The 24,783-nt window shown below is 72.2% G+C and carries 26 protein-coding genes and 1 other RNA gene; 13 read left to right on the forward strand and 14 right to left on the reverse strand.

The annotated features are described in order from the left end of the window. Positions 1-36 precede the first annotated feature (36 nt). Entirely contained in the window at positions 37-1,692 is a 1,656-nt protein-coding gene (locus AB0O28_RS10225; protein WP_363638438.1) for a 5-guanidino-2-oxopentanoate decarboxylase, read from the forward strand. Positions 1,693-1,700: 8 nt separating this feature from the next. Here the strand turns inward: AB0O28_RS10225 and AB0O28_RS10230 are convergent, their stop codons facing one another. The 4 genes from AB0O28_RS10230 to AB0O28_RS10245 all read right to left on the reverse strand — a co-directional run bounded on the left by AB0O28_RS10230 (position 1,701) and on the right by AB0O28_RS10245 (position 6,255). Next, positions 1,701-3,026, reverse strand: coding sequence for a HAMP domain-containing sensor histidine kinase (locus AB0O28_RS10230; protein ID WP_363638440.1), 1,326 nt, complete (start codon positions 3,024-3,026; stop codon positions 1,701-1,703). Between the two features lie 132 nt (positions 3,027-3,158). Beyond that, on the reverse strand, positions 3,159-3,998 hold the full coding sequence (locus AB0O28_RS10235; RefSeq protein ID WP_363638442.1) for a GNAT family N-acetyltransferase: 840 nt from the start codon (positions 3,996-3,998) through the stop codon (positions 3,159-3,161). Then, complete coding sequence (locus AB0O28_RS10240; RefSeq protein WP_363638444.1) at positions 3,995-5,179, reverse strand: M20/M25/M40 family metallo-hydrolase; 1,185 nt, start codon at positions 5,177-5,179, stop codon at positions 3,995-3,997. Before AB0O28_RS10240 ends, AB0O28_RS10235 begins: the two co-directional genes overlap by 4 nt. A 17-nt stretch (positions 5,180-5,196) precedes the next feature. Beyond that, positions 5,197-6,255, reverse strand: a complete 1,059-nt coding sequence (locus AB0O28_RS10245) for a membrane dipeptidase (RefSeq protein ID WP_363638446.1) — start codon at positions 6,253-6,255, stop codon at positions 5,197-5,199. An 85-nt stretch (positions 6,256-6,340) separates the two neighbouring features. Between AB0O28_RS10245 and AB0O28_RS10250 the strand changes: the two genes are divergently transcribed. The 4 genes from AB0O28_RS10250 (at position 6,341) to AB0O28_RS10265 (ending at position 10,570) form a co-directional block, all read left to right on the forward strand. After that, positions 6,341-7,192, forward strand: coding sequence for a Nif3-like dinuclear metal center hexameric protein (locus AB0O28_RS10250; protein WP_363638448.1), 852 nt, complete (start codon positions 6,341-6,343; stop codon positions 7,190-7,192). A gap of 10 nt (positions 7,193-7,202) precedes the next feature. Beyond that, positions 7,203-7,943 (forward strand): C4-type zinc ribbon domain-containing protein, encoded by a 741-nt coding sequence (locus AB0O28_RS10255; RefSeq protein ID WP_363638450.1) that lies wholly within the window; start codon positions 7,203-7,205, stop codon positions 7,941-7,943. Then, positions 7,940-9,223, forward strand: coding sequence for a bifunctional RNase H/acid phosphatase (locus tag AB0O28_RS10260; protein ID WP_363638452.1), 1,284 nt, complete (start codon positions 7,940-7,942; stop codon positions 9,221-9,223). The genes AB0O28_RS10255 and AB0O28_RS10260 overlap by 4 nt, the downstream gene beginning before the upstream one ends. A gap of 144 nt (positions 9,224-9,367) precedes the next feature. Then, positions 9,368-10,570 carry an erythromycin esterase family protein gene (locus AB0O28_RS10265; RefSeq protein ID WP_363638454.1) on the forward strand — a complete coding sequence of 401 codons (1,203 nt, stop codon included), beginning with the start codon at positions 9,368-9,370 and terminating at the stop codon, positions 10,568-10,570. On the opposite strand, the gene AB0O28_RS10270 is transcribed toward AB0O28_RS10265, so the two are convergent. The 4 genes from AB0O28_RS10270 to AB0O28_RS10285 form a co-directional block, all read right to left on the reverse strand. Beyond that, positions 10,567-12,174 (reverse strand): HAMP domain-containing sensor histidine kinase, encoded by a 1,608-nt coding sequence (locus tag AB0O28_RS10270; protein WP_363638456.1) that lies wholly within the window; start codon positions 12,172-12,174, stop codon positions 10,567-10,569. The genes AB0O28_RS10265 and AB0O28_RS10270 overlap by 4 nt on opposite strands. Beyond that, positions 12,171-12,899, reverse strand: coding sequence for a response regulator transcription factor (locus AB0O28_RS10275; protein ID WP_363638458.1), 729 nt, complete (start codon positions 12,897-12,899; stop codon positions 12,171-12,173). The genes AB0O28_RS10270 and AB0O28_RS10275 overlap by 4 nt, the downstream gene beginning before the upstream one ends. A 101-nt stretch (positions 12,900-13,000) precedes the next feature. Beyond that, positions 13,001-13,774: a hypothetical protein gene (locus AB0O28_RS10280; protein ID WP_363638460.1), complete on the reverse strand. Its 774-nt coding sequence runs from the start codon at positions 13,772-13,774 to the stop codon at positions 13,001-13,003. Then, complete coding sequence (locus tag AB0O28_RS10285) at positions 13,771-14,691, reverse strand: ATP-binding cassette domain-containing protein (RefSeq protein ID WP_363638462.1); 921 nt, start codon at positions 14,689-14,691, stop codon at positions 13,771-13,773. Before AB0O28_RS10285 ends, AB0O28_RS10280 begins: the two co-directional genes overlap by 4 nt. A 193-nt stretch (positions 14,692-14,884) precedes the next feature. Here AB0O28_RS10285 and rnpB point away from each other — a divergent pair. From rnpB to AB0O28_RS10300, 3 genes are all read left to right on the forward strand, one after another. Continuing rightward, an RNA gene (gene rnpB / locus AB0O28_RS10290) (RNase P RNA component class A) lies at positions 14,885-15,275 on the forward strand. Between the two features lie 108 nt (positions 15,276-15,383). Next, the gene (locus tag AB0O28_RS10295; RefSeq protein ID WP_363639171.1) at positions 15,384-15,644 is read left to right on the forward strand and encodes a hypothetical protein; all 261 of its coding nucleotides are present in this window, start codon (positions 15,384-15,386) and stop codon (positions 15,642-15,644) included. After that, a complete protein-coding gene (locus AB0O28_RS10300; RefSeq protein WP_363638464.1) occupies positions 15,530-15,853 on the forward strand; it encodes a GNAT family protein in 324 nt (107 codons plus the stop codon). Before AB0O28_RS10295 ends, AB0O28_RS10300 begins: the two co-directional genes overlap by 115 nt. Here the strand turns inward: AB0O28_RS10300 and AB0O28_RS10305 are convergent. Together AB0O28_RS10305 and AB0O28_RS10310 are read right to left on the reverse strand one after the other, a co-directional pair. Continuing rightward, the gene (locus AB0O28_RS10305) at positions 15,766-16,113 is read right to left on the reverse strand and encodes a hypothetical protein (protein ID WP_363639173.1); all 348 of its coding nucleotides are present in this window, start codon (positions 16,111-16,113) and stop codon (positions 15,766-15,768) included. The genes AB0O28_RS10300 and AB0O28_RS10305 overlap by 88 nt on opposite strands. Positions 16,114-16,297: 184 nt before the next feature. Beyond that, positions 16,298-16,750, reverse strand: coding sequence for a helix-turn-helix domain-containing protein (locus tag AB0O28_RS10310; RefSeq protein ID WP_363638466.1), 453 nt, complete (start codon positions 16,748-16,750; stop codon positions 16,298-16,300). A 95-nt stretch (positions 16,751-16,845) separates the two neighbouring features. On the opposite strand from AB0O28_RS10310, the gene AB0O28_RS10315 reads away from it, so the two are divergent. The 4 genes from AB0O28_RS10315 to AB0O28_RS10330 all read left to right on the forward strand — a co-directional run bounded on the left by AB0O28_RS10315 (position 16,846) and on the right by AB0O28_RS10330 (position 20,240). Next, a complete protein-coding gene (locus AB0O28_RS10315) occupies positions 16,846-17,439 on the forward strand; it encodes a dihydrofolate reductase family protein (RefSeq protein WP_363638468.1) in 594 nt (197 codons plus the stop codon). Continuing rightward, positions 17,436-17,888: a PPOX class F420-dependent oxidoreductase gene (locus AB0O28_RS10320; RefSeq protein ID WP_363638470.1), complete on the forward strand. Its 453-nt coding sequence runs from the start codon at positions 17,436-17,438 to the stop codon at positions 17,886-17,888. The genes AB0O28_RS10315 and AB0O28_RS10320 overlap by 4 nt, the downstream gene beginning before the upstream one ends. 262 nt (positions 17,889-18,150) lie before the next feature. Then, positions 18,151-18,873: a VOC family protein gene (locus AB0O28_RS10325; protein ID WP_363638472.1), complete on the forward strand. Its 723-nt coding sequence runs from the start codon at positions 18,151-18,153 to the stop codon at positions 18,871-18,873. 608 nt (positions 18,874-19,481) lie between these two features. Beyond that, entirely contained in the window at positions 19,482-20,240 is a 759-nt protein-coding gene (locus AB0O28_RS10330; RefSeq protein ID WP_363638474.1) for a HAMP domain-containing sensor histidine kinase, read from the forward strand. Positions 20,241-20,350: 110 nt separating this feature from the next. On the opposite strand, the gene AB0O28_RS10335 is transcribed toward AB0O28_RS10330, so the two are convergent. After that, positions 20,351-21,091, reverse strand: a complete 741-nt coding sequence (locus tag AB0O28_RS10335; RefSeq protein ID WP_363638476.1) for a hypothetical protein — start codon at positions 21,089-21,091, stop codon at positions 20,351-20,353. Between the two features lie 87 nt (positions 21,092-21,178). Next, positions 21,179-21,967, reverse strand: a complete 789-nt coding sequence (atpB, locus tag AB0O28_RS10340; RefSeq protein ID WP_363638478.1) for a F0F1 ATP synthase subunit A — start codon at positions 21,965-21,967, stop codon at positions 21,179-21,181. Positions 21,968-22,084: 117 nt separating this feature from the next. On the opposite strand from atpB, the gene AB0O28_RS10345 reads away from it, so the two are divergent. Next, a complete protein-coding gene (locus AB0O28_RS10345) occupies positions 22,085-22,831 on the forward strand; it encodes a TetR/AcrR family transcriptional regulator (protein ID WP_363638480.1) in 747 nt (248 codons plus the stop codon). Between the two features lie 56 nt (positions 22,832-22,887). Here the strand turns inward: AB0O28_RS10345 and AB0O28_RS10350 are convergent, their stop codons facing one another. Together AB0O28_RS10350 and AB0O28_RS10355 are read right to left on the reverse strand one after the other, a co-directional pair. Then, on the reverse strand, positions 22,888-23,508 hold the full coding sequence (locus tag AB0O28_RS10350; RefSeq protein WP_363638482.1) for a type II toxin-antitoxin system PemK/MazF family toxin: 621 nt from the start codon (positions 23,506-23,508) through the stop codon (positions 22,888-22,890). Between the two features lie 166 nt (positions 23,509-23,674). Next, positions 23,675-24,688, reverse strand: a complete 1,014-nt coding sequence (locus tag AB0O28_RS10355) for an NAD-dependent epimerase/dehydratase family protein (RefSeq protein ID WP_363638484.1) — start codon at positions 24,686-24,688, stop codon at positions 23,675-23,677. Positions 24,689-24,783: the final 95 nt, after the last annotated feature.

Consider the following 24,783-nt stretch of genomic DNA (forward strand, 5'->3'; position numbering starts at 1 on the left):
CCAAGAGAAACCCCTCCGCTCTCCGGGAAGTGATACGTGGACGGCCATGACCCGATCCCCCCGGCGGGGACGATCACGACGCCCACGGGGGCGCGCGCCCTGGTCGAGGCGCTGCGGCTGCACGGCGTCGACACGATCTTCGGCATTCCGGGCACCCACAACCTCGCGATCTACGAGGAGCTCGACCGGGCGGGCGTGCGGTGCGTGACGCCCCGGCACGAGCAGGGCGCGGGATACGCCGCCGACGGGTACGCCAGGGTGACCGGCAGGCCGGGCGTCGTCGTCACCACCACGGGCCCCGGCGTGGTCAACGCGGCCACGGCCCTCGGACAGGCGTACTCCGACTCCTCTCCGATCCTGCTCGTCTCCCCTGGCGTGCCGACCGGCCATCCTCGCGACGGCCGCGGCTACCTGCACGAGAGCAGGGACCAGTCGCGGGCGATCGACTCACTGTGCGCCTGGAGCCACCGCGTGACGACCGTGCGGGAGATCCCCGCCGCCGTCGCCCGCGCCTTCGGGCGCTTCGCCGAGGGACGCCCCCGCCCGGTCCACATCGAGATCCCCTTCGACCTGCTCGATCTGGAGGGGCAGGTCAAGATCGTCCCGCCGTACCGGATCACGCGCCGCGAGCCCGATCCGCGGGCCCTCGACGCGGCGGCCGGGCTGCTGCGGGCGGCACGCCACCCGGGTTTCGTGCTCGGCGGCGGCGCCCAGCGCCCGGGCCTGCGGAGCCCCGGCGGCGAGGCGCCGCCGGTGGGGCGTCTGGCGATGCGCCTGGCGGAACGGCTCGGCGCGCGGGTCGTGACCACGGTCAACGGCAAGGGCGCGGTGCCGGAGAGCCATCCGCTGGTGCTCGGCACCACGCTGCACCTGGCGGCCGTCCGCCGGTGGCTCGCCGCGTGCGACGTCGTGCTGGCCGTCGGCACCGAGCTGGGCCCGGCCGACCTGTGGGACGACGCCTTCGCCCTGTCCGGCCGCCTCGTGCGGATCGACATCGACCCGGGGCAGATGCACGGCGACCACGTGGCCGACGTGGCGATCGTCGCGGACGCGGAGCTCGCCGTGCGCGGGCTGGCCGAACGGCTCGACCGCCAGGGGGCCGTGCCGCGGCCGCGCCGGGAGCGGGATCCCGGGACGGGGCACAGGACGGAGCTCGAGGAGCTCACCCGCAGGTGGTCCGGCCAGCTCGCGGCGCTGCGCCGGGCCCTGCCGCCGGAGACCGTCGTGGTGGGCGACAACTCGATGTTCGTCTACCACGGGGCGCTCGTCGGCATGCCGATGGACCCGCCGGGGCGCTTCCTGTTCCCCACCGGGTTCGGCACGCTGGGCTTCGCGCTGCCGGCCGCCATCGGCGCCAAGCTCGGGCGGCCCGACCTTCCCGTGGTGGCGCTGGCGGGCGACGGGGCGTTCCAGTTCAGCCTGCCGGAGCTGGCGACCGCGGTGCAGCTGGAGCTGGGCCTGCCGGTCGTCGTGTCCGTCAACGGCGGCTTCGGGGAGATCCGCGAGGAGATGAGGAAGCGGGGCATGCGGCCGGTCGCCGTGGACCTGCACGCGCCCGACTTCCCCGCCCTCGCCGCCGCGTACGGCGCGCGGGGCCGCGCCGTCAAGACGCCGGGGGAGCTGGAGGAGGCGGTCGCCGAGGCTCTGCGCGCCCCGGTGCCCACCGTGATCGCCGTGCCGGAGGGGGAATGACACGGTGGTCAGCGGGCCGGGGCGAGCGGGAGCCGCAGCACGAAGCGGGCGCCCCGCTCGCTGTCCTCGATGGTGAGCGTCCCTCCGTGCGCCTGGGCGATCTGGCGGGCGATGGACAGGCCGAGCCCGGTGCCCCCGGCGTCCTTCGACCGGGCGGCGTCGAGCCTGGTGAAGCGCTGGAAGACGACCTCCCGCTTGTCGGGCGGGATCCCGGCGCCGTCGTCGAGCACCTCCAGCACGCCCTTGCCGTCCTCGCGGCGCACGGTCACCGTGAGTGCGGAGACCGCGTGCCGCTCGCCGTTGTCGAGGAGGTTGTTGAGCAGGCGGGCCAGGGCCACGCGGTTGACGACGACGACCACACCGGGCGTCAGGTGCCGCACCAGATCCACTTTGCGCGGCCTGCGGTCGAGCTCGCGGGCGGCGAGGCCGGCGAGGTCGGCCGGCTCGCGGCGGGGCGGCGCGCCGGCGTCGAGCCGGGCGAGCTGGAGCAGATCGGTCACGAGCGCCTGCAGGCGGTCGCAGCTGCCCAGCAGGGCGCGCGCGGTGGCCGGCCAGTCGGCGTCCTCGCTGTGCAGCAACGCCTCCTCGATCTCGGTCCGCATCGCCGTCAGGGGGCTGCGCAGGTCGTGGGAGGCGTCGGAGGCGAAGCGCCGCTGCCGCTCCACGGCGGTCTCCGCCCGGTCCAGGGTCTGGTTGGCGGTCTCGGCGAGCCGCCGTATCTCGTCGTGGTGCTTCGGCACCGGCACGCGCTGGCTCAGGTCGGTCGCGGTGATCCTGGCCAGCTTGCTCGTGATCGCCTCGACCGGGCCGAGCGCCCTGCGCACGGTCTGGTAGGTGCCGAGCGCGGTGAGCCCGACCAGCAGGAGCGAACCACCGAGGAGCGCCGCCAGCAGCGGGCCGCTGACGTAGAACGGCACGGTGTCGTCGGCGGCGTAGATCGTCCACAGGCCACCGGTGTTGTGGAAGCGGAAGGCGACGACGGTTATGCACCGGCCCGGAAACGCCGGGGAGTCGCAGAGCTTCTTGCTCGTCTCCGGGCTGGTGAGCTCCGGCCGGAACGCGGCCATGCGCGGGCGGCCCGCGAGGCCGTCGCTGACGGAGACGATCCGGCCGTAGTGGTCGATCACCTGCACGCCGGCCAGGTCCTGTCCCAGGAGCACCGGGGGCAGCCGATCCCGCTTGGCCTGATAGGCGAGGCGTACGGCGGTGGTGGTGATCTCGTCGGTCTTGTACCGTTCGGCGGTGCCGTGCAGGACGCCGAGGACCAGCAGCACGGCGACGGTGCACAGGAGCGCCATCACCGCGCTCGCCAGCACCGTCAAGCGGATCCGCACCGAGGATCCCCGCCACCCGCTCATCTGATTCCCCCCGGTAATCAGATGATCAATAAGGCCTCATGGCCACGTCCGGTCCCTACCCATTCCGGCCGCGTACTCAGCGACGGACGGGCGCGCCATCGGCGGTGCTCATTCCGCGGCGGGGGAGGGCCGCTCCACGACGTAGCAGCCGCCGGCGAAGCCCGTCACGAGGCGGCCCTGCGCCATCAGCCCGCCCAGCACGTCGCGTACGGCGTGCCGCCAGGCCCTGGCCGTCTCCGGGGCGGCGCGGCGCAGGGTCTCCACGTCCGCCGGCACGGCGACGAGCACGGCCGCTGCGCCGGCGCGCAGGGCCACCGGCCGGCCGTCCCGGTCGGCGAGGGCGGCCACCGCGCCGTCCGCCCCGGCGGGCCGGTACGGCAGGCCGTCGCACGCCCGCGCCACCCGCGGGTCGTCCAGCCGCCACACCGCGAGAACGCGGTCGGACTCGTCGCCCGCGTTGACCGCGTCGCCCATCGGGCCGTAGAAGTCGGGCAGGTACTCCTCCGGCAGGGCGGCCAGCTTGGCCAGGTTGAAGTGGGCGTTGCGGCGCACCAGGGGATCGAAGGTCCAGGTGATCCGGCTCAGCCCCCGCTCCAGGGCCCAGGCCCGCTGGTGCAGCTTGAGCGCGAATCCGGCGCCGGGCCGCACGGCGCCGGTCACATGGGAGTGCAGCGCCCGGCCCGCGGGCGCGGCGAGGAAGGCGACGCAGGCGCCGACGAGCTCCGGGCCGTCGAACGCCCCGGCGACGTACCCGCCCGCGTGGGTCAGCGCCCGCATCAGCTCGGCGGTGATCGGCGGGTTCCACGGCTCCGGTCGCCAGATGCCGTGGAACAGCCGGACCACCCGTTCGAAGTCGGCGATGGTGTCCAGTTCGGCGACGCGAAGGCCGCGCAGCGCGGCGGCCGCGGCCGCCTGCTTCCGGGCGGCGAGGCGGTCTGCCGGGTTCACGCGCTCTCCCCGGCGGTCTGCCTCGTGCCGCGCGTCATCGCGTCCTGCGCCGCGTCGGCCGGGTCTGCCGGGTCGGTCGTGTCGATCGGCCCTCCCGACAGCACGTACGCGGCCAGCGCCGCGACCAGGCGGGCGCGGACCGGCATCTCGGCGACCAGGACGTGCTCCCCGGCGGCGTGCGCGCCGCCCCCCACCGCGCCCAGGCCGTCGAGCGTCGGGCAGCCGACCCCGGCGGTGAAGTTGCCGTCAGAGCCGCCGCCGACCGCCGCCCCGCGCAGCGGCGCCATGCCCAGCTCGCGCGCGAGCCGTACGGCGACCTCGAAGAGCCCGGCGGAGGCGGCGGGGTCGAGGGGCGGGCGGTTTGGCCCGCCCCGCAGCTCCAGCCGCGCCCCGGGGGTGCGCGGCGTCAGCGCGCGCATCAGCTCGTCCACCCGCCGCTGCGCCGCCCGGTCCGGCACGCGGACGTCGACGGCCACCCGGCCCCGGGCCGGGACCGTGTTGGTGCTCGTCCCCGCGGTCAGCATGGTGGGCGTCACCGACGTCGCCCCCGTCCTGGACGACGACTCGACCTGGGCCGCGATGCCCGCGACGGCCAGCACCTGATGGGCCAGCTCGACGCCGGCGTTGACCCCCAGCTCGGGTTCGAGTCCGGCGTGGGCGGCCCGTCCGTGCACGATCAGCTCGTACCGCGAGATGCCCTTGCGAGCCGTCTTCAGCGCGCCGTCGTCCGCGCTCGCCTCCAGCACGAACGCGGCCTCGCACCGCGACGCGATCGACTCGATCAGCGGGCGGGAGGTCGGCGAGCCGAGCTCCTCGTCCCCGACGACGAGCACGGTCAGGCCCTCGGGGGACGGCAGCGAGGCGACCGCGTGGAAGAGCTGCACGAGACCGGCCTTCATGTCGAACACCCCAGGGCCCCGCGCCACCCCGTCCCGCACCGACCAGGGATGCTCGCGCAGGGTGCCGACCGGCCAGACGGTGTCGTGGTGGCCCAGCAGCAGGACCCGCGGCGCGCCGAACGACCAGCGCAGGTGGGTGACCCCGTCGATCACCACGGTCTCCGGCTCGGCGCCCAGCAGCCTACGGCCCAGCGCTCCCACGACGCGGGCGCTGCGCGCCACCGCCTCGTGGTCGGTGGAGTACGACTCGCAGAGCACCAGCTCCTCGAGATCGGCCAGCATGGCCTCCGGGTCCACCGTTACTGCCGTTCCCGCGCCGTACGGCCCAGCTCGGCGCGGAACAGGCGCATCACGTTGGCGCCCAGGATCTTCTGGATCTCCTCGTCGGCGAACCCCCGCTTGAGGAGCGCGTCGGTGACCAGCGGAAGGCCACGCGGGCCCTCCAGCCCGGGAATGGCCGCGTTGGCGTCGATCCCGGAGTAGCTGAAGCCCTCGCAGCACGGCGGAGTGAGGTCCGCGAACACCTCGCGCACGAAGTCGGGGCCGAGACCCACGTGGTCGACGCCGGCGACGCCGGCGATGTGCTCGATGTGGTCCACGAGATGGTCGACCGTGGCCGAGCGGGCGTCCTCGGTGAGGAAGGCGGCGAGGAAGTTCACGCAGACGACGCCGCCGCCCGCGGCGACGCCCCTGAGCTGCTCGTCGGTGAGGTTCCTGTGATGGTCGCGCAGGGCGCGCGCGGAGGAGTGGGTCGCGATGACGGGCCGGGTCGCGATCTCCAGCACGTGCGCGACGCCCGTGGCGCCCAGATGGGAGATGTCGAAGAGCATGCCGAGCCGCTCCATCTCGCGCAGCGCCTCGACGCCGTGGCTGGTGAGCCTGGAACCGGTGCCGTCCTGGCCGCTGCCGTCGGCGAGAGCCGTACGGCCCCAGTGGGCGATCGAGGCGACGCGGACCCCGAGGCGATGCAGGGTCGGGATCAGCTCGACGCTCTCGTCGATCCCCGGCATGCTCTCCAGGGCCAGCACCAGGGCGATCCTGCCGAGGGCGAGGGCCTCGTCGATCTGCTGCCCGTCGTGACACAGCGCCACCGCGTCGGGGTTGCCCTCGGCCAGCACGTGGGCGCACTCGATCATCCGCAGGGTCTGGCGCAGCGCGCCCTCCGGGCGGAACTGGCCGTCCACGAACACGGGCAGCACCTGCACGTCGACCCCGCCCTCGACGAGCTGGGGAAGCCACCGCTCGCGGAAGAACGAGGCCCACACCGCGGGGGGCCGGGCGGAGACGGCCATGAGCAGGTCGTTGTGAGTGTCGGCGACCACGGACCTGACGTGCAGGCTCTGCTGATCAACGGGCACGCTGGGGATCCTTCCTGGCGGCGGGGCGTCAAATGGGACGTTACTCTTCCCGGAACGTTCCGCCAGCAGGCTGTAGTGTGCGCGGGTGGAATCGATCTCCTGCACCCTCGCCGAGGTGGTCGGACGCCTGGAGGCGTTGTACGACCCCTCGTGGGCCGAGTCCTGGGACGCGGTGGGCCTCGTCTGCGGCGACCCGGAGCAGGCCGTACGGAGGATCCTGTTCGCGGTCGACCCGGTCGCCGTGGTCGTGGACGAGGCCCTCGACTGGGGGGCCGACCTCGTGGTCACCCACCACCCGCTCTACCTGCGCGGCACCACGAGCGTCGCCGCCACCACCTTCAAGGGCCGGGTCGTGCACCGGCTCATCCGCGGCGGCGCCGCGCTGTACGCCGCGCACACCAACGCCGACGTCGCCGATCCCGGGGTCTCCGACGCGCTCGCGCGGGCCGTCGGCCTGACCGGGGACCTGCGGCCACTGCAGTCCTCCGCCGACGACCCGCGTCGCGGGCTCGGCCGCGTCGGCGACCTGCCCGCGCCGATGCCGCTGCGGGAGTTCGCCGCGCTGGCCGCCTCCGGCCTGCCCCGGACGGCGGGGCCGCCGCGGGTCGCGGGCGACCTCGATCGGGAGGTGCGGACCGTCGCCGTCTGCGGCGGCGCGGGGGACTCCCTGCTGGGCGCGGCCCGGGCGGCGGGGGTGGACGTCTTCCTGACGGCCGATCTGCGGCACCACCCGGCCAGCGAGCACCTGGAGGCCGACGGGCCGGCGCTGATCGACGCCTCCCACTGGGCCACCGAGTGGCCGTGGCTCGCGGACGCCGCCCGGCGTCTGACGTCAGCGTTGGCGGCCGGGGGCATTACTGTTGAGGCGCGCGTCTCGGCCGCCGTCACCGACGCCTGGACGGCGACGACCACAGACTTGGACCCCCGAGCATCTTGAGGGATTTGGGATGAAGGCCGCACCGGAAGCACAGAAGCGTCTGCTCGATCTCGCTGAGCTCGACACCAGTCTCGACCGGTTGCGGCACCGCCGCCGCAGTTTGCCGGAGCTCGCCGAGATCGACGAGCTGTCCAAGAGGCTGGCGAAGGTCTCCACGCAGATCATCGCCGCCGAGACCGAGGCCGGCGACCTCGCCCGTGACCAGGCCAAGGCCGAGTCGGACGTGGACGCCGTACGCGTCCGGGTCGACCGGGACCAAAAGCGCCTCGACTCCGGGCAGGTCTCCTCCCCGAAGGACCTGGCGAGCCTCCAGTCCGAGATCGTCTCGCTGCGGCGCAGGCAGTCGGACCTTGAGGAGGTCGTGCTGGAGATCATGGAGCGCCGGGAGGCGGCCGACGCGAGGGTGACCGCCGTCAAGTCGGAGCGCGACGAGGTGACCGGCACGCTGCGCGCCGCCGAGGACCGTCGCGACGCGGCGTTCGCCGAGATCGACAAGGAGATCGGAGAGCTGGTGGGCGGGCGGACCGCGATCACCGCCGACATTCCGGCCGATCTGCTCGGGCTGTACGAGAAGATGCGCGAGCAGAGCGGCGTCGGCGCCGCCATGCTGCACGGCGGCCGGTGCCTCGGCTGCCGCACGAGCCTGTCGATCGCCGACCTCAACCGCATCCGGGCCGCCGCGCACGACGAGGTGGTCCGCTGCGAGGAGTGCCGCCGGATCCTGGTGCGTACGGCCGAGTCGGGTTTGTGACGGTCACCGTGGGCGCTACCGGGGGGTTCGTCGTCGAGGCCGACGGCGGGTCGCGGGGCAACCCCGGCCCGGCCGGGTACGGCGCGGTGGTCAAGGACGACGGCGGGCGGGTGCTCGCCGAGGCGGCCGAGTCGATCGGCACCGCGACCAACAACGTGGCCGAATACCGCGGCCTGATCGCCGGGCTCCGGGCGCTGCTCGCGCTCGGCGCCGAGGGCGGTCAGGTCGAGGTGCGGATGGACTCCAAGCTGGTCATCGAGCAGATGGCCGGCCGGTGGAAGGTCAAGCACGAGGGCCTGCGGCCGCTCGCCCTGGAGGCGGCCGGCCTGGCCCGGCGCTTCCGCGTCACCTGGACGTGGATTCCGCGCGAGCGCAACAGCCACGCCGACCGGCTCGCCAACGAGGCGATGGACGCCGCGGCGCGGGGGGAGACCTGGCAGGCGAGTGAGATCTCCTCCGCGCCGAAGGCGGCTCCGGCCGTCGAGCCCGGCGCCGAGCCGCCCAACACCGACGCGCCCTCGCTGTTCGACCTCCCCGACGGCGCTCAGGCTCCGGCCGCGGGCGCGGAGGCCGCCGGCGCGACCGGGGCGCCCGGTGCGGTCGACGCGGCCGCCGGCGCCTCCCACGACCGGCGCCGGCACGGATGGATGCCCCGGCCTTCGCGCGTCGCCACGTCCCTGCTCCTGCTCCGCCACGGGCAGACGCCGCTGTCGGTGGACAAGCGGTTCTCCGGGCTGGGCGACCCGTCGCTCACCCCCACCGGGCTCGCGCAGGCCGAGGCCGCGGCCCTGCGCCTGTCGCGGCAGCCGTACGAGGTCGAGGTGATCGTCACCTCCCCGCTCACCCGTGCCCGGCAGACCGCGCAGGCCGTGGCCGCCCGGACGGGCCTCGCCGTACTGGTCGACGACGATCTCCGCGAGACCGACTTCGGCGAGTGGGAGGGCCACACGTTCGCCGAGATCCAGCAGCGCTGGCCCCGCGAACTCGCGGCCTGGCTGGCCGACCCGGACATCGCGCCGCCCGGCGGGGAGAGCTTCGCGGCGACGGCCCGGCGGGTCGAGCAGGCGAGGGAGCGCATCGTGAAGGCCCACGAGGGCCGCGCCGTCGTCGTGGTCTCCCACGTGACCCCGATCAAGATGCTCGTCCGCTTCGCGCTGGGCGCGCCGCCGGAGGCGCTCTACCGGATGCACCTCGATCTGGCCTGCCTGTCGGCGATCGACTACTACGCCGACGGGCCCGCCGTCGTACGGGCTCTCAACGACACGGCCCACCTCTCCTGACGCCCCTTCGCAGGAGCCGAATCGCTCCGGCGGGGCCTCGCCACAACCACCGGCCTGAACTCGACGTTTGAGGGTTTGGGGGCCATCTTCCTAGGGCTTTCGCACGAAAGTCTCCACCGAAGGTTCAACGATACCGTTGATGATATGGCTACCGACATCAAGGACGCCGTCCACGCCGTCGAGGCCGCCTCGGTCATGAGGCTCCTCCCGGCCCGGCCGCGGCTGCTCGCCCTCGGCGAGCCCACCCATGGCGAAGACCTTCTGCTCGACGTGCGCAACGAGCTCTTCCGACAGCTCGTCGAGGGGGAGGGCTACCGGACGATCGGGATCGAGAGCGACTGCCTGATGGGCCTGGTCGTGGACGACTACGTCACCTGGGGCACGGGCACCCTCGACGAGGTCATGGAGCGCGGCTTCAGCCACGGCTGGGGCGCGTCCGCGGCCAACCGCGAGCTCGTCCGCTGGATGCGCGCGTACAACGAGGGCCGGCCCGCGTCCGAGCGGCTGCGCTTCGCCGGTCTCGACGGCCCGCTGGAGATCAGCCACGCCGCGAGCCCCCGGCAGGCCCTCACCGCTCTCCACGGCTACCTCGCGGCTCGGGTGGACGCGGACCTGCTCCCCTGTGACGTGGAAACGCTCGACCGCCTGCTCGGCGCCGACGACCGGTGGGCCAATCCCGCCACGATGATGGACCCGTCCCAGTCCGTGGGGCGGTCGGCCGAGGCCAGGGAGCTGCGGTTGCTCGCCGACGATCTCGTGGCGCTGCTCGAGGCGGAGACGCCGCACCTGATCGCGGCGTCCTCCCGGGACGAGTGGGACCGGGCGCACCTGTACGGACGCGCCGCCACCGGCCTGCTGCGCTACCACCACTGGATGGCCGACACGTCGCCGGGCCGCATGCCGCGGCTGCTGGGCCTGCGGAGTTCGATGATCGCCGCCAACATCCTCGCCGTCGCCGAGCGGGGCCGAGCGCTGGTCCACGCCCACAACGCGCATTTCCAGCGGGACAAGAGCACGATGCGGCTGGGTGACCTGCCGTTCGAGTGGTGGAGCTCCGGCGCGATCGTGCACGCCCATCTCGGCGAGGGATACGCCTTCCTGGCCACGGCCCTCGGCACCATCCGGCACCAGGGGGTGGACACCCCGCCCCCGGACACGCTCGAAGGGATCCTGTACGCGCTCCCCGAGGACCGCTACGTCGTCGACGCCCGCCGTCTGGGCGCCGCCCTCGGCGACGCGCGGCCCGCCCCCCGCGTGTCCCCGTGGTTCGGCTACGCCGCGCTGGACCCGGCCCACCTTGCCGCGTACGACGGGATCGTGTTCGTCAAGGACGTCACGCGCAGCTAGGTCGTGCCCCCAGAACCGGGGCCGATCGGGCCTGCGGCGGGATCAGCGGCGGCCCTGGACAGGACGACGCTGGGCAGGGCGACACGGAAGGCCGCTCCGGCGCCGGGCCGCGTCCGCAGGTCCACCCGCCCCCCGTGCGCGGTGACGATCGACCGGACGATGGCCAGCCCCAGCCCGGCGCCTCCGGCACCGGTGTGGGTGCCGGTGCGGCTGCGCGAGCCGTCCACCCGGTAGAAGCGGTCGAACACCCGGGCCGCCTCCTCCTCGGACATGCCCGGCCCCTCGTCGGCGATCACGAGGACGCCGTCCCCGCCGGCCGTGCCGACGCCGATCCGCACCGGCGTTCCCGGCGGAGTGTGGGCGATGGCGTTGCCCACGAGGTTGGAGACCACCTGCCGCAGCCGCGCCTCGTCACCGTGGACCGGCGCCTCACGTGGCGGTCCGCCGTCCGGCCCGGTCAGCGTGACCTCCCGCCGGGGATCCAGCGCGCGCAGGTCGTTGAGGGCGTCGGCGGCGAGCGTCCGCAGGTCCATGGGGGCGAGGTCCATGGGCAGGGCGTCCTCGCCTTCGTCCAGGCGGGCCAGCAGGAGCAGGTCCTCCACGAGCCGGATCAGGCGTCCCGCCTCGCTCTCGACACGGTCGAGGGCGAGGTCGGCGTCGGGCAGCCCGCCCATCCGGTGCAGCTCCGCGAACCCCTTGACGCCGAAGAGCGGGGTGCGCAGCTCGTGGCTGACGTCCGCGACGAAGCGGCGCATCCGGGCCTGCGCCCGCTCCCGCTCGGCGAAGGCCGTCTCCAGCTGGCCGAGCATGACGTTCAGGGCGACGGCCAGCCGGCCGACCTCGGTCTGGGGCGCGGCCAGGGCGGGGACGCGCCGGGACAGGTCGCCCCCGGCGATGGCCGCCGCGGTCTGCTCGATCGTCCGCAGCGGCCGGAGCCCCCGTCGTACGGCGAACCAGCCGATGACGGCGAGCGACGTCATCAGCGCCGCCGCGGTCGCCGCGCAGACCATCGTCAGGCGGCCGACGGTGGACCTGACCCCGCGGAGCGACGCCGCCACGACGACGCTGCCGGGCACCGTCGCGGATGTGGCCGCGGATGCGGTCGTGGGGGCGGGCAGGAGGACGGCGACGGCCCGCCACTTGCCGCCCTCGGGGCCGGTCGCGTCGAACGGCCGCCCGCCCAGCCGCCCGACCGCCGCCCTGTCGAGCCGGGGGAGCGCCGGGCCCCGGTCCCGCGGCCCCTCCCGCAGCCACGGGCCGCCCTCCTGCTCGACGGCGCCGTCAGCGCGCAGGTAGGCGACGTACACCTGGTCGATCAGGTCCATCCCGGGCACCGTACCCACCGGCTGCGGGCCCTGCGGTTGCGGGTTCTGGCGTTCGGACGTCACGGCGACCAGCGGGGCGGGGATCCGCGACAGCACCGCCGCCATCGGCGTGAGCTGCCGGTCCACGCGTTCGATGAGATGGGCCCGCAGCGTGGCGACCGCGACCGCGCCGCTGACGGTCAGGCCCAACGCGAGCAGGGCCATGGTGGTCAGCAGAAGCCGCCCACGCAGTGACAGGCCCTTCGCCCGCGCCGGTGACCCGGGCGGCGTCCCGGTCACGGGCGCGGCCCGCGCAGGACGTAACCCACACCGTGCATCGTGTGGATCAGCTTGGGACCGGGCTTGTCGATCTTTCGGCGCACATAGCTCACATACGTGTCCACGATGCTGGAGTCTCCGGCGAAGTCGTACCGCCAGACGTGCTCCAGGATCTGCGCCTTGGACACGACCCTCCCGGCGTTGAGCATCAGATAGTGGAGCAGCCGGAACTCGGTCGGCGACAGCCGCACGGGGACGCCCGCCCGGATCACCTGATGGCCTTCCGGGTCGAGTTCGAGATCGGCCACCCGCAGCATGCGGTCCTCGGGGGCGGCCCCGGCCCGCCTGAGCACGGCCTCGATCCGGGCGAGCAGCTCCTCGAGGTCGAACGGCTTGGTCACGTAGTCGTCGCCGCCCAGACGCAGACCGTTGATCTTGTCGTGGGTGGCGTCGCGCGCGGTCAGAAACAGCACCGGCACCTGGCTGGGACGATCGCCGAACAGTGGCCGGGGGAGTTCCCGGAGACGCCGGATGACCTCGAAACCATCCATGTCGGGCAGCATGACGTCGAGGAGCACGAGGTCGGGCGGCGTGCTCCGCGCGCTCTCCAGGGCCTGCGACCCCGTCGCGGCCGAGGTCACCTCGTATCCCGCGAAGCGCAGGGTGGCCGCCAGCAGTTCCCGCACCACGGGTTCGTCGTCGACCACCAGCAGGTGCCGCCCGTCCACTCCGGCCTCCCTTCGCATCGGAAGAATAGGTACGCGATGCTAAGCCCGCCGTACAGGCCGGGCGCGCCGCCGTGATGCCCGGCGGCGTCCTGGTGCGCCGTGGTCCGGGCGCCTCGCGGTCACACGTCCCGCCGCCGGAAGACGGCGACGGCGGCGCAGAGCAGGACGGCCACGGCGGCGGCGAGCACACCGGCGCCCGCGAGCGGTGCGAGCAAGTCGGTGCCGGGATGGACCGCGAAGATCCGGGAACCCGCCGCGCTCGGCCACCAGGTCATGATCCACCTGGCCACCGGCTTCGGGAACAGACTCGCCATGCCGGGCAGGATCAGCAGGAACGTCCCGAGCGAGATGGCCCCCGCCGATCTGCGCAACAGGAACCCGAACGCCATGCCGTACAGCCCGACCAGGCCGGTGAACAGGCCCGCGCCCAGCAGCGCCCCGGGCACGCCGGGATAGCCCGGTCCCACGCTCGGCGCGCCCTGCGCCGCCAGCGCCGCCTGGCTGAGCGTGAACGACAGCAGCGCCAGCGGCGGCCCGATGAGGAGCGTGGTCAGCGCGACGACGGCGCCCTTGCCGCCGACGAGGAGCCCTCGTCCGGGCACTGCGGTGACGCTGACCGGCATCGTACCGGAGGCGTATTCCGAGGTCACGGCCAGTACGCCGACCGCGCTGACGAGCACCGCCACCAGCACCAGAGCGCGGAAGGCCGGCTCCGTCGGGTCGAAGGCCGCGCGGTCCGCGGCCGAGCCGCCGAGGTACTCGCGCGCGGCGGTCATGCCGAACAGGTAGCCGTACGATCCGGCCGCGACCACGGCGCCGGCCAGGCAGCCGAGCATCGCGCGGATGCTGCGGAACTTGACCCACTCCGAGCGCAGCACGCCGTACGCGGTCATGAGACGGCCCCCGCGAGATTCGCGGCGAACTCGACGCTGTCGCCGGTCAGCTCCAGGTAGGCCTCCTCCAGGCTGGCCTGCCACGGCGTGAGTTCGTGCAGGACGATCGCGTGCGCGCCGGCGAGATCCCCGACCTCGGCGCCGGACATCCCGGTGACCATCAGGGCGCCCTTGGCGCCGGGCCGTACGGCGGCGCCGGACTCCCGGAGCAGGGAGGCGAGCCGCCGCGCGTCGGGGGTGCGCACGAGCACCTCCTGCCGCGCGGCCGACCGGACGAACGCCTCCAGCCCGGTGTCGGCGATCAGCCGTCCGCGGCCGATGACGACGAGGTGGTCGGCGGTGAGGGCCATCTCGCTCATCAGGTGGCTGGACAGCAGGACGGTCCTGCCCTCGGCGGCCAGGCTTCGCGTCAGCGTGCGGATCCAGCGGATGCCCTCGGGGTCCAGCCCGTTGACGGGTTCGTCGAGCAGCACCACCGGGGGATCGCCGAGCAGCGCCGCCGCGATGCCGAGCCGCTGCTTCATCCCCAGGGAGAACCCGCCGGGACGCCGGCCCGCCACGTCGGCCAGGCCCACGAGCCCGAGCACCTCCTCGGCTCGGCGTCGTCCGATGCCGTTGGCGTAGGCCAGGCAGAGCAGGTGGTCGGCCGCGGTCCTGCGGGGGTGCACGGCGTGCGCGTCGAGCAGCGCCCCCACCTCCCGCAGGGGCACGGGCAGGTCGGCGTGGCGCCGCCCGCCGATCGTCGCGCTTCCGCTCGTCGGCCGGTCGAGCCCGAGGATCATCCGCATCGTGCTCGACTTGCCGGCGCCGTTCGGCCCGAGGAAGCCGGTGACGACCCCCGGCCGTACGTCGAAGGTGAGACCGTCCACGACGGCGACCTCGCCGTACTTCTTGGTCAGTTGCCGCAACTCAATCATGGGACGCAGGCTCGCCCACCGATCTGCGCGATCTCTGCGAGGATCTGTGCGGTTCCTGTGAGAGTCCGGCCCGCGACCTGCGCCGGTGTCGTCTCACGTTTCCTTCGCCCGGGAAAACTCGGAGAGTCTTCACATGACCGCCGGCCGGGGAGGGGAATGAGCCGGGAGCCGCTAGGCTTACCTCCACGGTGGACGAGCCGGCCGGGCGGCCGCGTCAGGGCTTCGGCCCTGCCGAGGAAGGTCCGGGCTCCACAGGGCAGGGTGGTCGGTAACGCCGACCCGGGGTGACCCGCGGGACAGTGCCACAGAAAACAGACCGCCCCCTTCGCGGGGGTAAGGGTGAAACGGTGGTGTAAGAGACCACCAGCGCCCACGGTGACGTGGGCGGCTCGGTAAACCCCACCCGGAGCAAGGTCAAGAAGGGACGTTCTCCGGAACGTCCCGCGCGCGACGTTCGAGGGCTGCCCGCCCGAGCCGCGCGGGTAGACCGCTTGAGGCCGCCGGCAACGGCGGTCCTAGATGGATGGCCGCCGGTCAGCCCTCGTGGCTGATCACAGAACCCGGCCTACAGGCCGGCTCGTCCACCTTCCACCCCTCCGAGCTGGGCCGACTTCCGGATCTCTCCTGCTCGGGGCACAACGGGGGCACATCGAGCACGCGCCTGTTGACTGAACAGCGCCTAACTTGCTCCCATGGGCGTCGTGGAGATCGTCAATATGACCGACGAGTACGCGGCGGACATCGTCACATGGCGTTATCCCGCGCCGTATGACTGCTACGACCTCGTTGGCGCAGATGCCGGGTTTTTACGGATTCGCGAAACGGATATGTCGCCCTCGTGGATAAGGGGGAACTCATCGGCTATCGCGTGTTCGGCCCTGACGGCCGCGTACCAGGCGGCGAGTACGACGAATCGGCGCTTGACACAGGTGGAGGTCTACGTCCCGAATTGACGGGCCGTGGTCTCGGTAAGCAAGCAATCGCCACCGGCCTGGAGTACGGCGCTGCACGTTTCCGGCCCACAGCCTTTCGGGTGACTGTCGCCAGCTTCAACATCCGTGCCCAGCGGGTCGTTCAGGGACTCGGCTTCGTGCCCAATAGAACCTTCAACGCCACAACAGACGGCCGCAGCTTCGTCGTCATGACTCGCCAGCAGCCTTGAACCTGCTGCGTGACCAACTGCGTGACAACGCCCCACTCGGCCACCTCAGCCAGCAACGGAAGCGCTTTCGGAGACCGAGCTTCAGCGATCAGCTCCAACGACCAGCACCGCAGGCCGCGGTCTTCGTGCTCCGCCCGGAACTCGTCGATCAGCTCCGCAACGTGATCCGCTGCGTAGGACCGAAGGCCATGAAAGGGGCGCAACCCCGCGGGCGGTGGGTCCATGAACTGTGACGGCATGGCTGGGTAGGCGAAGGTCACGGTTATACCCAGCGGTTTCGCCGTGGGTGTGGCCGGCGTCGCGCTCGCCTGCTGGATCGGGTTCGCGATTCCGAACGTACGGCGATGTAAGGAGCAGCCGTCGTGGGTCAGCCGGCAGGACGGATCAGATCTCGATGATGTGACGCCCGGCACCCGCGATCCGGGGCGCTGTCGCCGCTCACCGTCACGCGGCTGCGCCGGGGCCGGGCAGCAGGTCGACATCGCTTGCGTGCATCGGCTCGCCGCAGTGGGCGCAGCGCAGGTCGACGCCGCTGACCTCACCGCACGCGTGGTGGCGGTAGAGCACCGGCGGCCCGGCCTCGCCCGCGAGCCACTTGTCGCCCCAGCCGGCCATGACCATGAGCAGATCGACCAGCTCGGTGCCCTTCTGCGTCAGGTGGTACTCGTGCCGTGGCCGCTGGTCGTAGGGGCGGCGTTCCAGCACGCCCTGGTCGACGAGGTGGTTCAGCCGCTCGGTCAGCACCTTACGTGAAATCCCGAGGTCGGCCTGGATCTGTTCGAACCGGGTGAGCCCTACCCACACGTCACGCAGGATCAGCGGCGACCAGGGCTCCCCGATGACGTCGAGCGTGCGCGCGATCGAGCACGCCATCTCACCGAAGTTCGTGCGCTGCATGAAACCAGTCTAGCAATTTGGGTTCCTTTAGGGAACTTGAGGCTGTTAGACTCGTGGAGTCTCTTGAAGGAACTCACCGAGAAGGACCCATCGAGATGAGCAAGGTCTTCAGCGCCCACGCCGTGTCGGTCGACGGATACATCACCGGTCGCGATCCCGGTGCCGGGCGCGGGCTCGGCGACGGGACGATGCTGTTCGACTGGTACTTCGGCGGTGACACGCCCAGCCGGGTGTTCGACGGGTTCCTGCTGAGCGAGCCGAGCGCCCGGGCCTTCGACGCCCTCGCCGGACGCGTGGGCGCCGTCGTGGCGGGACGCAACACCTATGAGGACTCCGACGGCTTCGGTGGTGGCAGCCCCCACCCGGCGGCCTCGCTGTTCGTTCTCAGCCACCGGCCGCCGCCGGAGATGAGCGAGCGGCAGACTCTCGTCACCACCGGAGTCCAGGACGCGATCGCGGCGGCCCGCGAGGCGGCCGGCGGTAAGGACGTCGGCCTCATGGGCGGCGGCGTCGTGACCGAGGCGCTGAAGGCGGGTCTCGTGGACGAGGTGATCCTCCACCAGGTGCCGATCCTGCTCGGCCGCGGCCGGCCCTTCTTCCAGTCGCTCCCCGAGCATGTGCGCCTCCGCCTCGTCGAGGCCATCCCGGCACCCGGCGTCACCCACCTCCACTACGAGGTCGAACGATGACGTCGTCGCTCTCCGACGATCACCACAGGAAAACCGCCGACAACCCACCCCAGGAGATGACCATGACGCTCGACCCCACTGTGCGCCGCGTGCTCGACGGTGCCTCGCTCGCCCACCTCGCCAGCGTCCTGCCCGATGGCGCCCCCCACACCGTCCCAGTCTGGATCGGGACCTACGGCGACCACATCGTGTTCCTCACCGGCCCGGAGTCGCGAAAGGCCCGCAACCTGCGCCGCGACCCGCGGGTCGCGCTCTCCCTGACCGCGCCCGACAACCCGTTCCAGCCGATCATCATCCGCGGACGCGTCGTCGAGTGGCTCGAAGGCGACGCCGCCTGGGCGATCGTCGACCGGCTGTCGACCAAGTACATCGGCCGGCGATACTCGCGAGACGAGGAGCGCGTCGTCGCGGTCATCGAGCCCGAGCGGCAGACGGTAGGCCTCGCTTGAGCGGCGGCCGCAATCGGCGTGCAGATCGATCACGTCGTCGTCGATCTCGACAGGATAGGCCGTGTGGATACAGCGGCGGCACCTGAATGAGGTTCGGTGTCGTGCGCCCAAGGATCGCCATCGATGACGTGTCCGCAGGGGGGAGCGCCCTGCCGAAATTGATTCGCCTGGCGGGCCCGGAGTGCCTAGCGTTGGGTCTCCAGAGGGTGCCGCGGGATGCCCCTGTCATGGCATCGAATCCTGATCGGAGGTGCGGAGCGGAATGACCTGCCACCTCGTCGCTCTCTGCTTCGACGCGCACGACCCGCTCCGTCTCGCGCGCTTCTGGGCCGGCATCCTGGGCTGGGAGACGGCCGACGACCTCCACGGCGGCATCGCGCTGCTGCCGAGCGACGACACCGGGTTCCGGATCCGATTCCTTCCTAGTCAGGAGCAGAAGGCCGGGCAGAACCCGATGCACTTCGATCTCACGAGCAGATCCCTTGAGGACCAGCAGCAGACGGTGGCGAGAGCGCTCGAACTCGGCGCCCGGCACATCGACATCGGTCAGAGCCCGGAAGACGATCATGTCGTGCTCGCGGACCCCGAAGGCAACGAGTTCTGCGTAATCGGGCCGGACAACAAATTCCTCGCCGACTGCGGATTCATCGGTGCGCTTTCCTGCGACGGTTCACAGGCGGTCGGGTACTTCTGGAGCGAAGCGCTCGGCTGGCCGCTGGTCTGGGACCAGGACCAGGAGACCGCGATCCGCTCGCCGCACGGTGGTCCGAAGATCACCTGGGGCGGTCCGCCGCTGATGCCGAAGGCCGGGAAGAACCGGCTGCATCTCGACATCGCTCCGCCTGCCGGCGGTGATCAGCGAGCGGAGGTCGAGCGTCTCGTCTCCCTTGGGGCGAAGCGCATCGACATCGGTCGGGGTGAGGTCGGCTGGGTGGTCATGGCCGATCCCGACGGCCACGAGTTCTGTGTGCTGACACCGCGGTAGCGCGAACGCGCGCCAGGGCCGGACCGTTGCTTCCGCCGGCCGCAAGTCCCTTCGGCACGGGGAAATGGGTATAAACGTCGCCGGATTGCAAGGCTGAGTGCGAGAACCAGCCTCTCGACGGTGACACCGTGTACGGCCGGCCCGGGAAGAACATGGACCCCTCGCCCCACGCTGAATGCCGCATCAGCGCCGGCGCCAGGAAAATCGCGGCACCCAATAAGAGGGTCATAACGACCAGCTTCACCAGCGCGTACGGCGAGCGCCGAGTTTGGCGCTGGCGAAGTGCCAAACCAACGACGATCCTTGGTCACCGGCCCTGACTGGTCAATTCTGGTTCAAAACAGGTTCGAATTAGCGTTCCCGCCATAGCTCGATCTGCGATGGACTATCCACGCGGGACGTTCGGGCCGGCCGCATGGGGATCTCGGTCACCCCTGGCCTGGAGGCGGGGGCAGTAGTTAGGGGGCCTCGCCGGCGACGTCGTCCGGCATTTTTTTCACGGACCTTGGGCAGGGATGAGGGGCAAGAAACCCGGAGAACAAAGGCGTATGTGCTGATTTTAGCGGTTCATGGGAATCGTCGCGGATGGGTCAGGGAATCTCGGAGACGTGACATCGCTCCGCCACCTCCGTGAATGTCTTGGCGAACTCGATGAGCTGGAGCGCAGCATCAAGCACGGCATCGACAGCATGTGCGGCAAGTTGTATCGGGCCATCGACTGGCAGCGGCGTTTCGAGGCCGACGCGTCGCACGAACTGCGCACCCCGATCGCGGGACTGCGGGCACAGCTGGAGGAGGCCCGGCTGCATCCCAGCGAGATCGACGTGGACGACCTGCTCGAACGGGCGCTCAACGATGTGGAACGGCTGCAGACGCTGGTCGACGACCTCTACCTGCTGGCTCAGCTTCAGGCCGCCGCGCAGCCGGCCGAACCGTCCCTGCTGGACCTGGGGGATCTCGTGCAGAGCGAACTGGCCCGGCGTTCCGACAGGCTCGACGTGAAGGTGCAGGTCGTTCCCGGGGTTCTGGTGCGCGGTCTGGACGCGCGGCTCAGGCGAATGCTGTCCGAACTGCTCGACAACGCGCAGCGGCACGCCAAGACGGTCGTGTTCGTCCAGGTCCGGCGTACGGCCGACGTGGCGGAGCTCGTGGTGGCCGACGACGGCGACGGAATCGGGGAGGAGGATCGGGAACGGATCTTCGATCGATTCACCCGCCTCGACGCCGCCCGCTCCCGCGATCGCGGCGGGACCGGCCTCGGCCTGGCCATCGTGCGGAACATCGCGTACGGCCACGAGGGCGAGGTGCACGTGGAGCGGTCGTCGGCCGGTGGTGCGGCCTTCGTCGTCCGGCTTCCACTGGCCTGACCGATCGTCCTCGCGGGCGGGCCGCCTCCCCGGGGGTGCGCCAGGCGGTCAGGGGCCTGCCCTGGAGGCCACGCGCCGCTGAGTCGCGCGCACGCGAAGACCCGGAGCCGTCAGGAGAATCGCTCGACGGTCACGGGGACCGGTCCGGCGTGACGCATCGCCGTCGTCAACCGCCGCAGCAGCGGCCCGAGGGCCTGGCCGGACGCGGTCCCCAGATGGGCCGTGAGGTCGAGGCAGCAGGCGACACCGGGCCCGATCCGGCGTACCTCCCAGGTGAAGGCGTCCGGGTCCGTGCGCAGTTCGCCCGTGCCGATGACCCGGGTCCGCGGGTCGCCCGCCTCCCCGGCGAGCGTCACCACGTCCGCGAGGCGGGGAAGATTCGGCTCACCGGCGAACAGGAGGCGGTAGACCCGCGTGTCGTGGAACCCGTCGGGGACTCGGGGCGGGCTGAGGCGCAGGGGAGGCGAGTCCGGCAGTGGCTGGTGGTCGTGGAAAAGAGCCCGCAGCCGCGTCTCGCCGGGCAGCTCGCCCCCGCCGAGACCGCGGTAGGCGGCCTCGGCATCGAGGCGGCTCACGGCGCGGGCCCGGGCGCGCAGGCCGGGATCCTCGCGCATCGCACGTCCGAAGGCCGCCGAACTCCACCAGGCGCCGTCGGCCGCGGTCCATCCGGTGGTGTCCAGGCCGACGGTCCTGAAGTCGCCGGTGAGCGCGAACTCCTCGACGACGATTCCCTCGGCCGGGGCTCCGTCCGGGCCCGCCGCCGGAAGGATCAGGTAGTAGTCGAGAGCCGCCTGCGCTTCGGATCCGGCGGTGACGGCCGCCCGCCCGCGCCCGCGTATGTCGCTGGTCATGGGCCGCAACCCTACTGGCCTTCGATCGCCCACACGCGGGGCGGGCGGCGCGCCCGGCACCGTGGGGCCCTCATCCACCTCGCCCGCTCAGTGGTCCGGGTTCAGGGCGTTGCCGATGTACATGGCCGCCAGCATGGTGAACAGGAACGCCTGCAGGAACTGGATGAAGATCTCCAGCCCGGTCATCACGACGGTCATGGCCACGCCGAGCAGGCCCACCGGGAGCCCGGGCACCGTGGGGTGCTCGACGAGGAACCAGAATCCGACCGCGCTGAAGAACGCCAGCAGCAGGTGCCCCGCGAACATGTTCGCGAACAGCCGTACGGCGTGGGTGAACGGCGCGGTGACGAACGTGTAGAGCAGTTCGAGCGGCGCGTACAGGACCAGCGCGAGCGGCTTCGGCAGGCCGGGCGGGAACATCAGGCTCTTGAGATATCCGCCAACCCCGTGGTGCCGGAAGCCGAGATAGAGCTTGATCGCGTACACGACCAGCGCGAAGACGACAGGGAAGGCGATGTGGGAGTTCACCGGGAACTGCACTCCCGGGATCACGCCGAACAGGTTCCACAGCAGGATCACCGAGAAGAGGCTGAGCAGGAAGGGCATCCACCTCTCGGCGTCCGCACCGATGAGCGGCCGGGCCACCTGGTCGCGCACGAACAGGTATCCGTACTCGCCGAGGTGCTGCAGGCCGCGCGGGACCAGCGACGGGCGCGCGCACGCCCCCCACGCGAGCGCGCACAGCAGGATCACGCCGACCGCGGCCAGCACCACGGGCTTGGTGAGCCAGTCTGGCGCACCCGGCCACAGCGGCGGGAAGTCGAACAGTTCGAGACCGGGGGCCGTGAAGTCGTCCCCGGCGAGGCTTATGGGCATGGGGAATCCCTTCGTCCGGCCGTCCAGAAACTGGGTACGTCGTACTCACTTTCTCGATGCGAGCCTACATACCGGGTACCGTGTACGCAATAGCGCGACGACCGGGGACAACCAACGATGACGGGCCACGAGAACCTGTGGATGCGACCCGAGCGCCCCGCTCGGGGGCCGCGGCCGAGCTTCAGCCGCGCCGCCCTCGCGCAGGCCGCGATCAGGATCGCCGACGCCGAAGGGCTGGAGGCGATCTCCATGCGGCGGCTCGCCGCCGAGCTCGGGGCGGGCACGATGTCCCTGTACCGCTACGTGACGGGCAAGGACGAGGTGTTCGACCTCATGGTCGACACCGTGGCGGGGGAGTACCTGCCGGAGGACCGGCCGCCGCCGGACGACTGGGCCGAAGGTCTCCGCCTGCTCGCCTGGCAGGCCCGGCGCACCATGCTGCGCCACCCGTGGCTCGCGCCCCTTGCGGCCGGCCGCCCGCAGGCCGGCCCGAACAGCGCGCGTCTGACGGAGACCGCCCTCGGCATGCTCGACGGTCGCGGCCTGAGCGTCGACGAGATGCTGACCCTCGTCGGCGCGGTCTTCGCGTACGTGAACGGCTACATCCAGAGCGAACTGGCCGAGGCCGAGGCGCTTCGGCGGTCGGGGCTCACGCTGGCGCAGCGGCTGGCGCAGCACCTGTCCTACATCCAGTCGCTCATCGCGACGGGGAACTATCCCATGCTGGAGCGGATGACGAAGGAGGGCGGCCGACAGTACACCGCGGCCGACGACCGCTTCGCCTACGGCCTGGACCGGCTGCTGGACGGCATCGCCGCCGCCCTGCCGCCGGCCGCTGCGGAGGGGCCCGAATCCACGGGATGACGCCGGCGGCCGTGGGGGCCGGTCTCGGGGCTGGTGCCGGGGGGGCCGGCCTCTGGTCAGTTCGGCGATATCTCGTGGAGACGGCAGACCTGCCGCCAGACGCGCGCGTCGAGCGTGCCCGCTTTGTCCTGGAAATCCGCGACGGGCACGCGGACGGGCCCGGTGAGATCGAGGAAGCTGTTGTGGTCGGCGTCGGGGTCCCAGGTGCGGGTGGGGATCTCCACGTGGTCGGAGCGGTCGCTGCGATCCTGGCTCGTGATCTTCAGGACCTCGGCGCCGCCCCGGTACGTCCTCAGCACCACGCAGGGGCGCACTTTGTGGCCGGGCCCGTCCTCGTAGGGCACGTCGGCCCACCAGATCTCACCGGGCCGCGGACCGGCCTGGGTCGCCGTGCCGCGCACGCCCGACGAGCCGCCCGACGCCGAGCGGCCCGGGGCGCGGGTCCCCGCCCCGGGAGGACGTCCGCCGCCGGGGCCCCGTGTCGTGCCGCGGTCCCGTCCGGTGTCCTGACGAGGCCGGCTCGCGGGCCGCGCCGTCCCGCCGCCTCGGCCGGCCGGGCGGCCGCTCCCCGAGGGGCGCCGCGCGGACCGCCCGCGTGAGGTCCCCGGCAGGCGCCCGGTCACGCCGAGCCCCGCGAACACGACCAGCACAGCCACGATCAGAACCACCCAGATCATGACCGACAGCCTACGGCTCCGCGCGGACGGCCCGGGCAACGAAGTCCGCGCCGTCTCCGCCCGGCCCGCGCGATTCGCCCCACTCCGCGTGGACGCCGCAGCGGCGAGGCCATGCTCCACCTCCGTGGCCTCCCGCCCCGCGCCGCTCAGGACAGGCCGGTCGCGGTCAGGACCGGGCGTCCCAGGTGGCGAGGATGCGCGCCTCCTTGTCCGGGTCGATGCCGTGGCTCAGCCGGACGCTGCCGAACGTGCGCTGCTCTTCGGGGATGCCCTTCAGCCACTCCCAGGTGTCCCTGACGGTTTCCCGCACCGGCCTGCAGGTGAGACCCGCGGCGACGGCCTTGGCCGAGGAGTGCGTCCACACGCCCAGGCGGTCCGCCTCCGGATACCACAGCGGAAGCTCGGTCCACGGCTGCACGCCCTGGTCGACGAGGAACTCGTCGTCGGCCCACACCAGCTCCGCGTCCGAACCGGTGACCTCCACGCAGTCGTTCAGCCAGCCGCCGTAGGTGGTGTTGCCCGGCACCCCGCCGGTCATGTAGTGGCCGGTCGTGCCCTTGGCCGCCTGGTCGAGGGTGAACGCCGCGATGTCGCGGGCGTCGATGAGCTGCATCGGCAGCGACGGGTCGCCGGGGGCGAGCACCCGGCCGCCCTCGGAGATGCGGGTGAGCCACCAGGGCAGCCGGCCCACGTTCTCGTGCGGGCCGAGGATCAGACCGGGCTGGATGACCAGGGCGCCGCCGTCGAAGTGCTGCTCGACCGCCCGCTCGCAGCCCGCCTTCAGCACGCCGTAGTCGCCGAACTCGGCGTCCGCGTCCGGCGGGCACTCATGCGTGGGGAAGGTCTCGTTCACCTCCGACTTGTCGGGCCAGTCCGGGTAGGCGGAGATGCTGGAGATGAACGTGTAGTGCGGAGCGTGCCCCGACAGCGTGCGTACCGCCTCCAGGACGACGCGGGGGACGAACCCGCACACGTCGATCACCGCGTCCCACTGCCTGCCGCCGGCGAGGCGCCGCAGATCGTCGGTGACCTCGCGGTCGCCGCGCACCGCCTCCACTCCGGGCAGGTCCGTCCCGCTCCTGCCCCGGTTGAACGTCGTGACCTCGTGACCGCGCCGCAGCGCCTCCTCCACGACGGCGCGTCCGAGGAACACCGAACCGCCGATGACCAGAATTTTCATACGGTCATCTTTGGCCCGCCCGCGCCGTGCGTCTGCCTCGTTTCACAGTGGGCGGACATGATCCGCTCACAGCGGAAGGCGGACCGGCGGCCGGA

Source organism: Microbispora sp. NPDC088329, assembly GCF_040685655.1.
GTDB lineage: Bacteria > Actinomycetota > Actinomycetes > Streptosporangiales > Streptosporangiaceae > Microbispora.

Bases quoted from the DNA above. Each gene is read 5' to 3' on its own strand.
- AB0O28_RS10310 (WP_363638466.1), bottom strand. From the start codon at position 16,750: ATGCAGCGCACGAACTTCGGTGAGATGGCGTGCTCGATCGCGCGCACG.
- AB0O28_RS10325 (WP_363638472.1), top strand. From the start codon at position 18,151: ATGACCTGCCACCTCGTCGCTCTCTGCTTCGACGCGCACGACCCGCTC.
- AB0O28_RS10345 (WP_363638480.1), top strand. From the start codon at position 22,085: ATGACGGGCCACGAGAACCTGTGGATGCGACCCGAGCGCCCCGCTCGG.
- AB0O28_RS10240 (WP_363638444.1), bottom strand. From the start codon at position 5,179: ATGCTGGCCGATCTCGAGGAGCTGGTGCTCTGCGAGTCGTACTCCACC.
- AB0O28_RS10320 (WP_363638470.1), top strand. From the start codon at position 17,436: ATGACGTCGTCGCTCTCCGACGATCACCACAGGAAAACCGCCGACAAC.
- AB0O28_RS10295 (WP_363639171.1), top strand. From the start codon at position 15,384: ATGGGCGTCGTGGAGATCGTCAATATGACCGACGAGTACGCGGCGGAC.
- AB0O28_RS10355 (WP_363638484.1), bottom strand. From the start codon at position 24,688: ATGAAAATTCTGGTCATCGGCGGTTCGGTGTTCCTCGGACGCGCCGTC.
- AB0O28_RS10265 (WP_363638454.1), top strand. From the start codon at position 9,368: ATGGCTACCGACATCAAGGACGCCGTCCACGCCGTCGAGGCCGCCTCG.
- AB0O28_RS10280 (WP_363638460.1), bottom strand. From the start codon at position 13,774: ATGACCGCGTACGGCGTGCTGCGCTCGGAGTGGGTCAAGTTCCGCAGC.
- AB0O28_RS10335 (WP_363638476.1), bottom strand. From the start codon at position 21,091: ATGACCAGCGACATACGCGGGCGCGGGCGGGCGGCCGTCACCGCCGGA.
- AB0O28_RS10350 (WP_363638482.1), bottom strand. From the start codon at position 23,508: ATGATCTGGGTGGTTCTGATCGTGGCTGTGCTGGTCGTGTTCGCGGGG.
- atpB (WP_363638478.1), bottom strand. From the start codon at position 21,967: ATGCCCATAAGCCTCGCCGGGGACGACTTCACGGCCCCCGGTCTCGAA.
- AB0O28_RS10275 (WP_363638458.1), bottom strand. From the start codon at position 12,899: ATGCGAAGGGAGGCCGGAGTGGACGGGCGGCACCTGCTGGTGGTCGAC.
- AB0O28_RS10315 (WP_363638468.1), top strand. From the start codon at position 16,846: ATGAGCAAGGTCTTCAGCGCCCACGCCGTGTCGGTCGACGGATACATC.
- AB0O28_RS10255 (WP_363638450.1), top strand. From the start codon at position 7,203: ATGAAGGCCGCACCGGAAGCACAGAAGCGTCTGCTCGATCTCGCTGAG.
- AB0O28_RS10285 (WP_363638462.1), bottom strand. From the start codon at position 14,691: ATGATTGAGTTGCGGCAACTGACCAAGAAGTACGGCGAGGTCGCCGTC.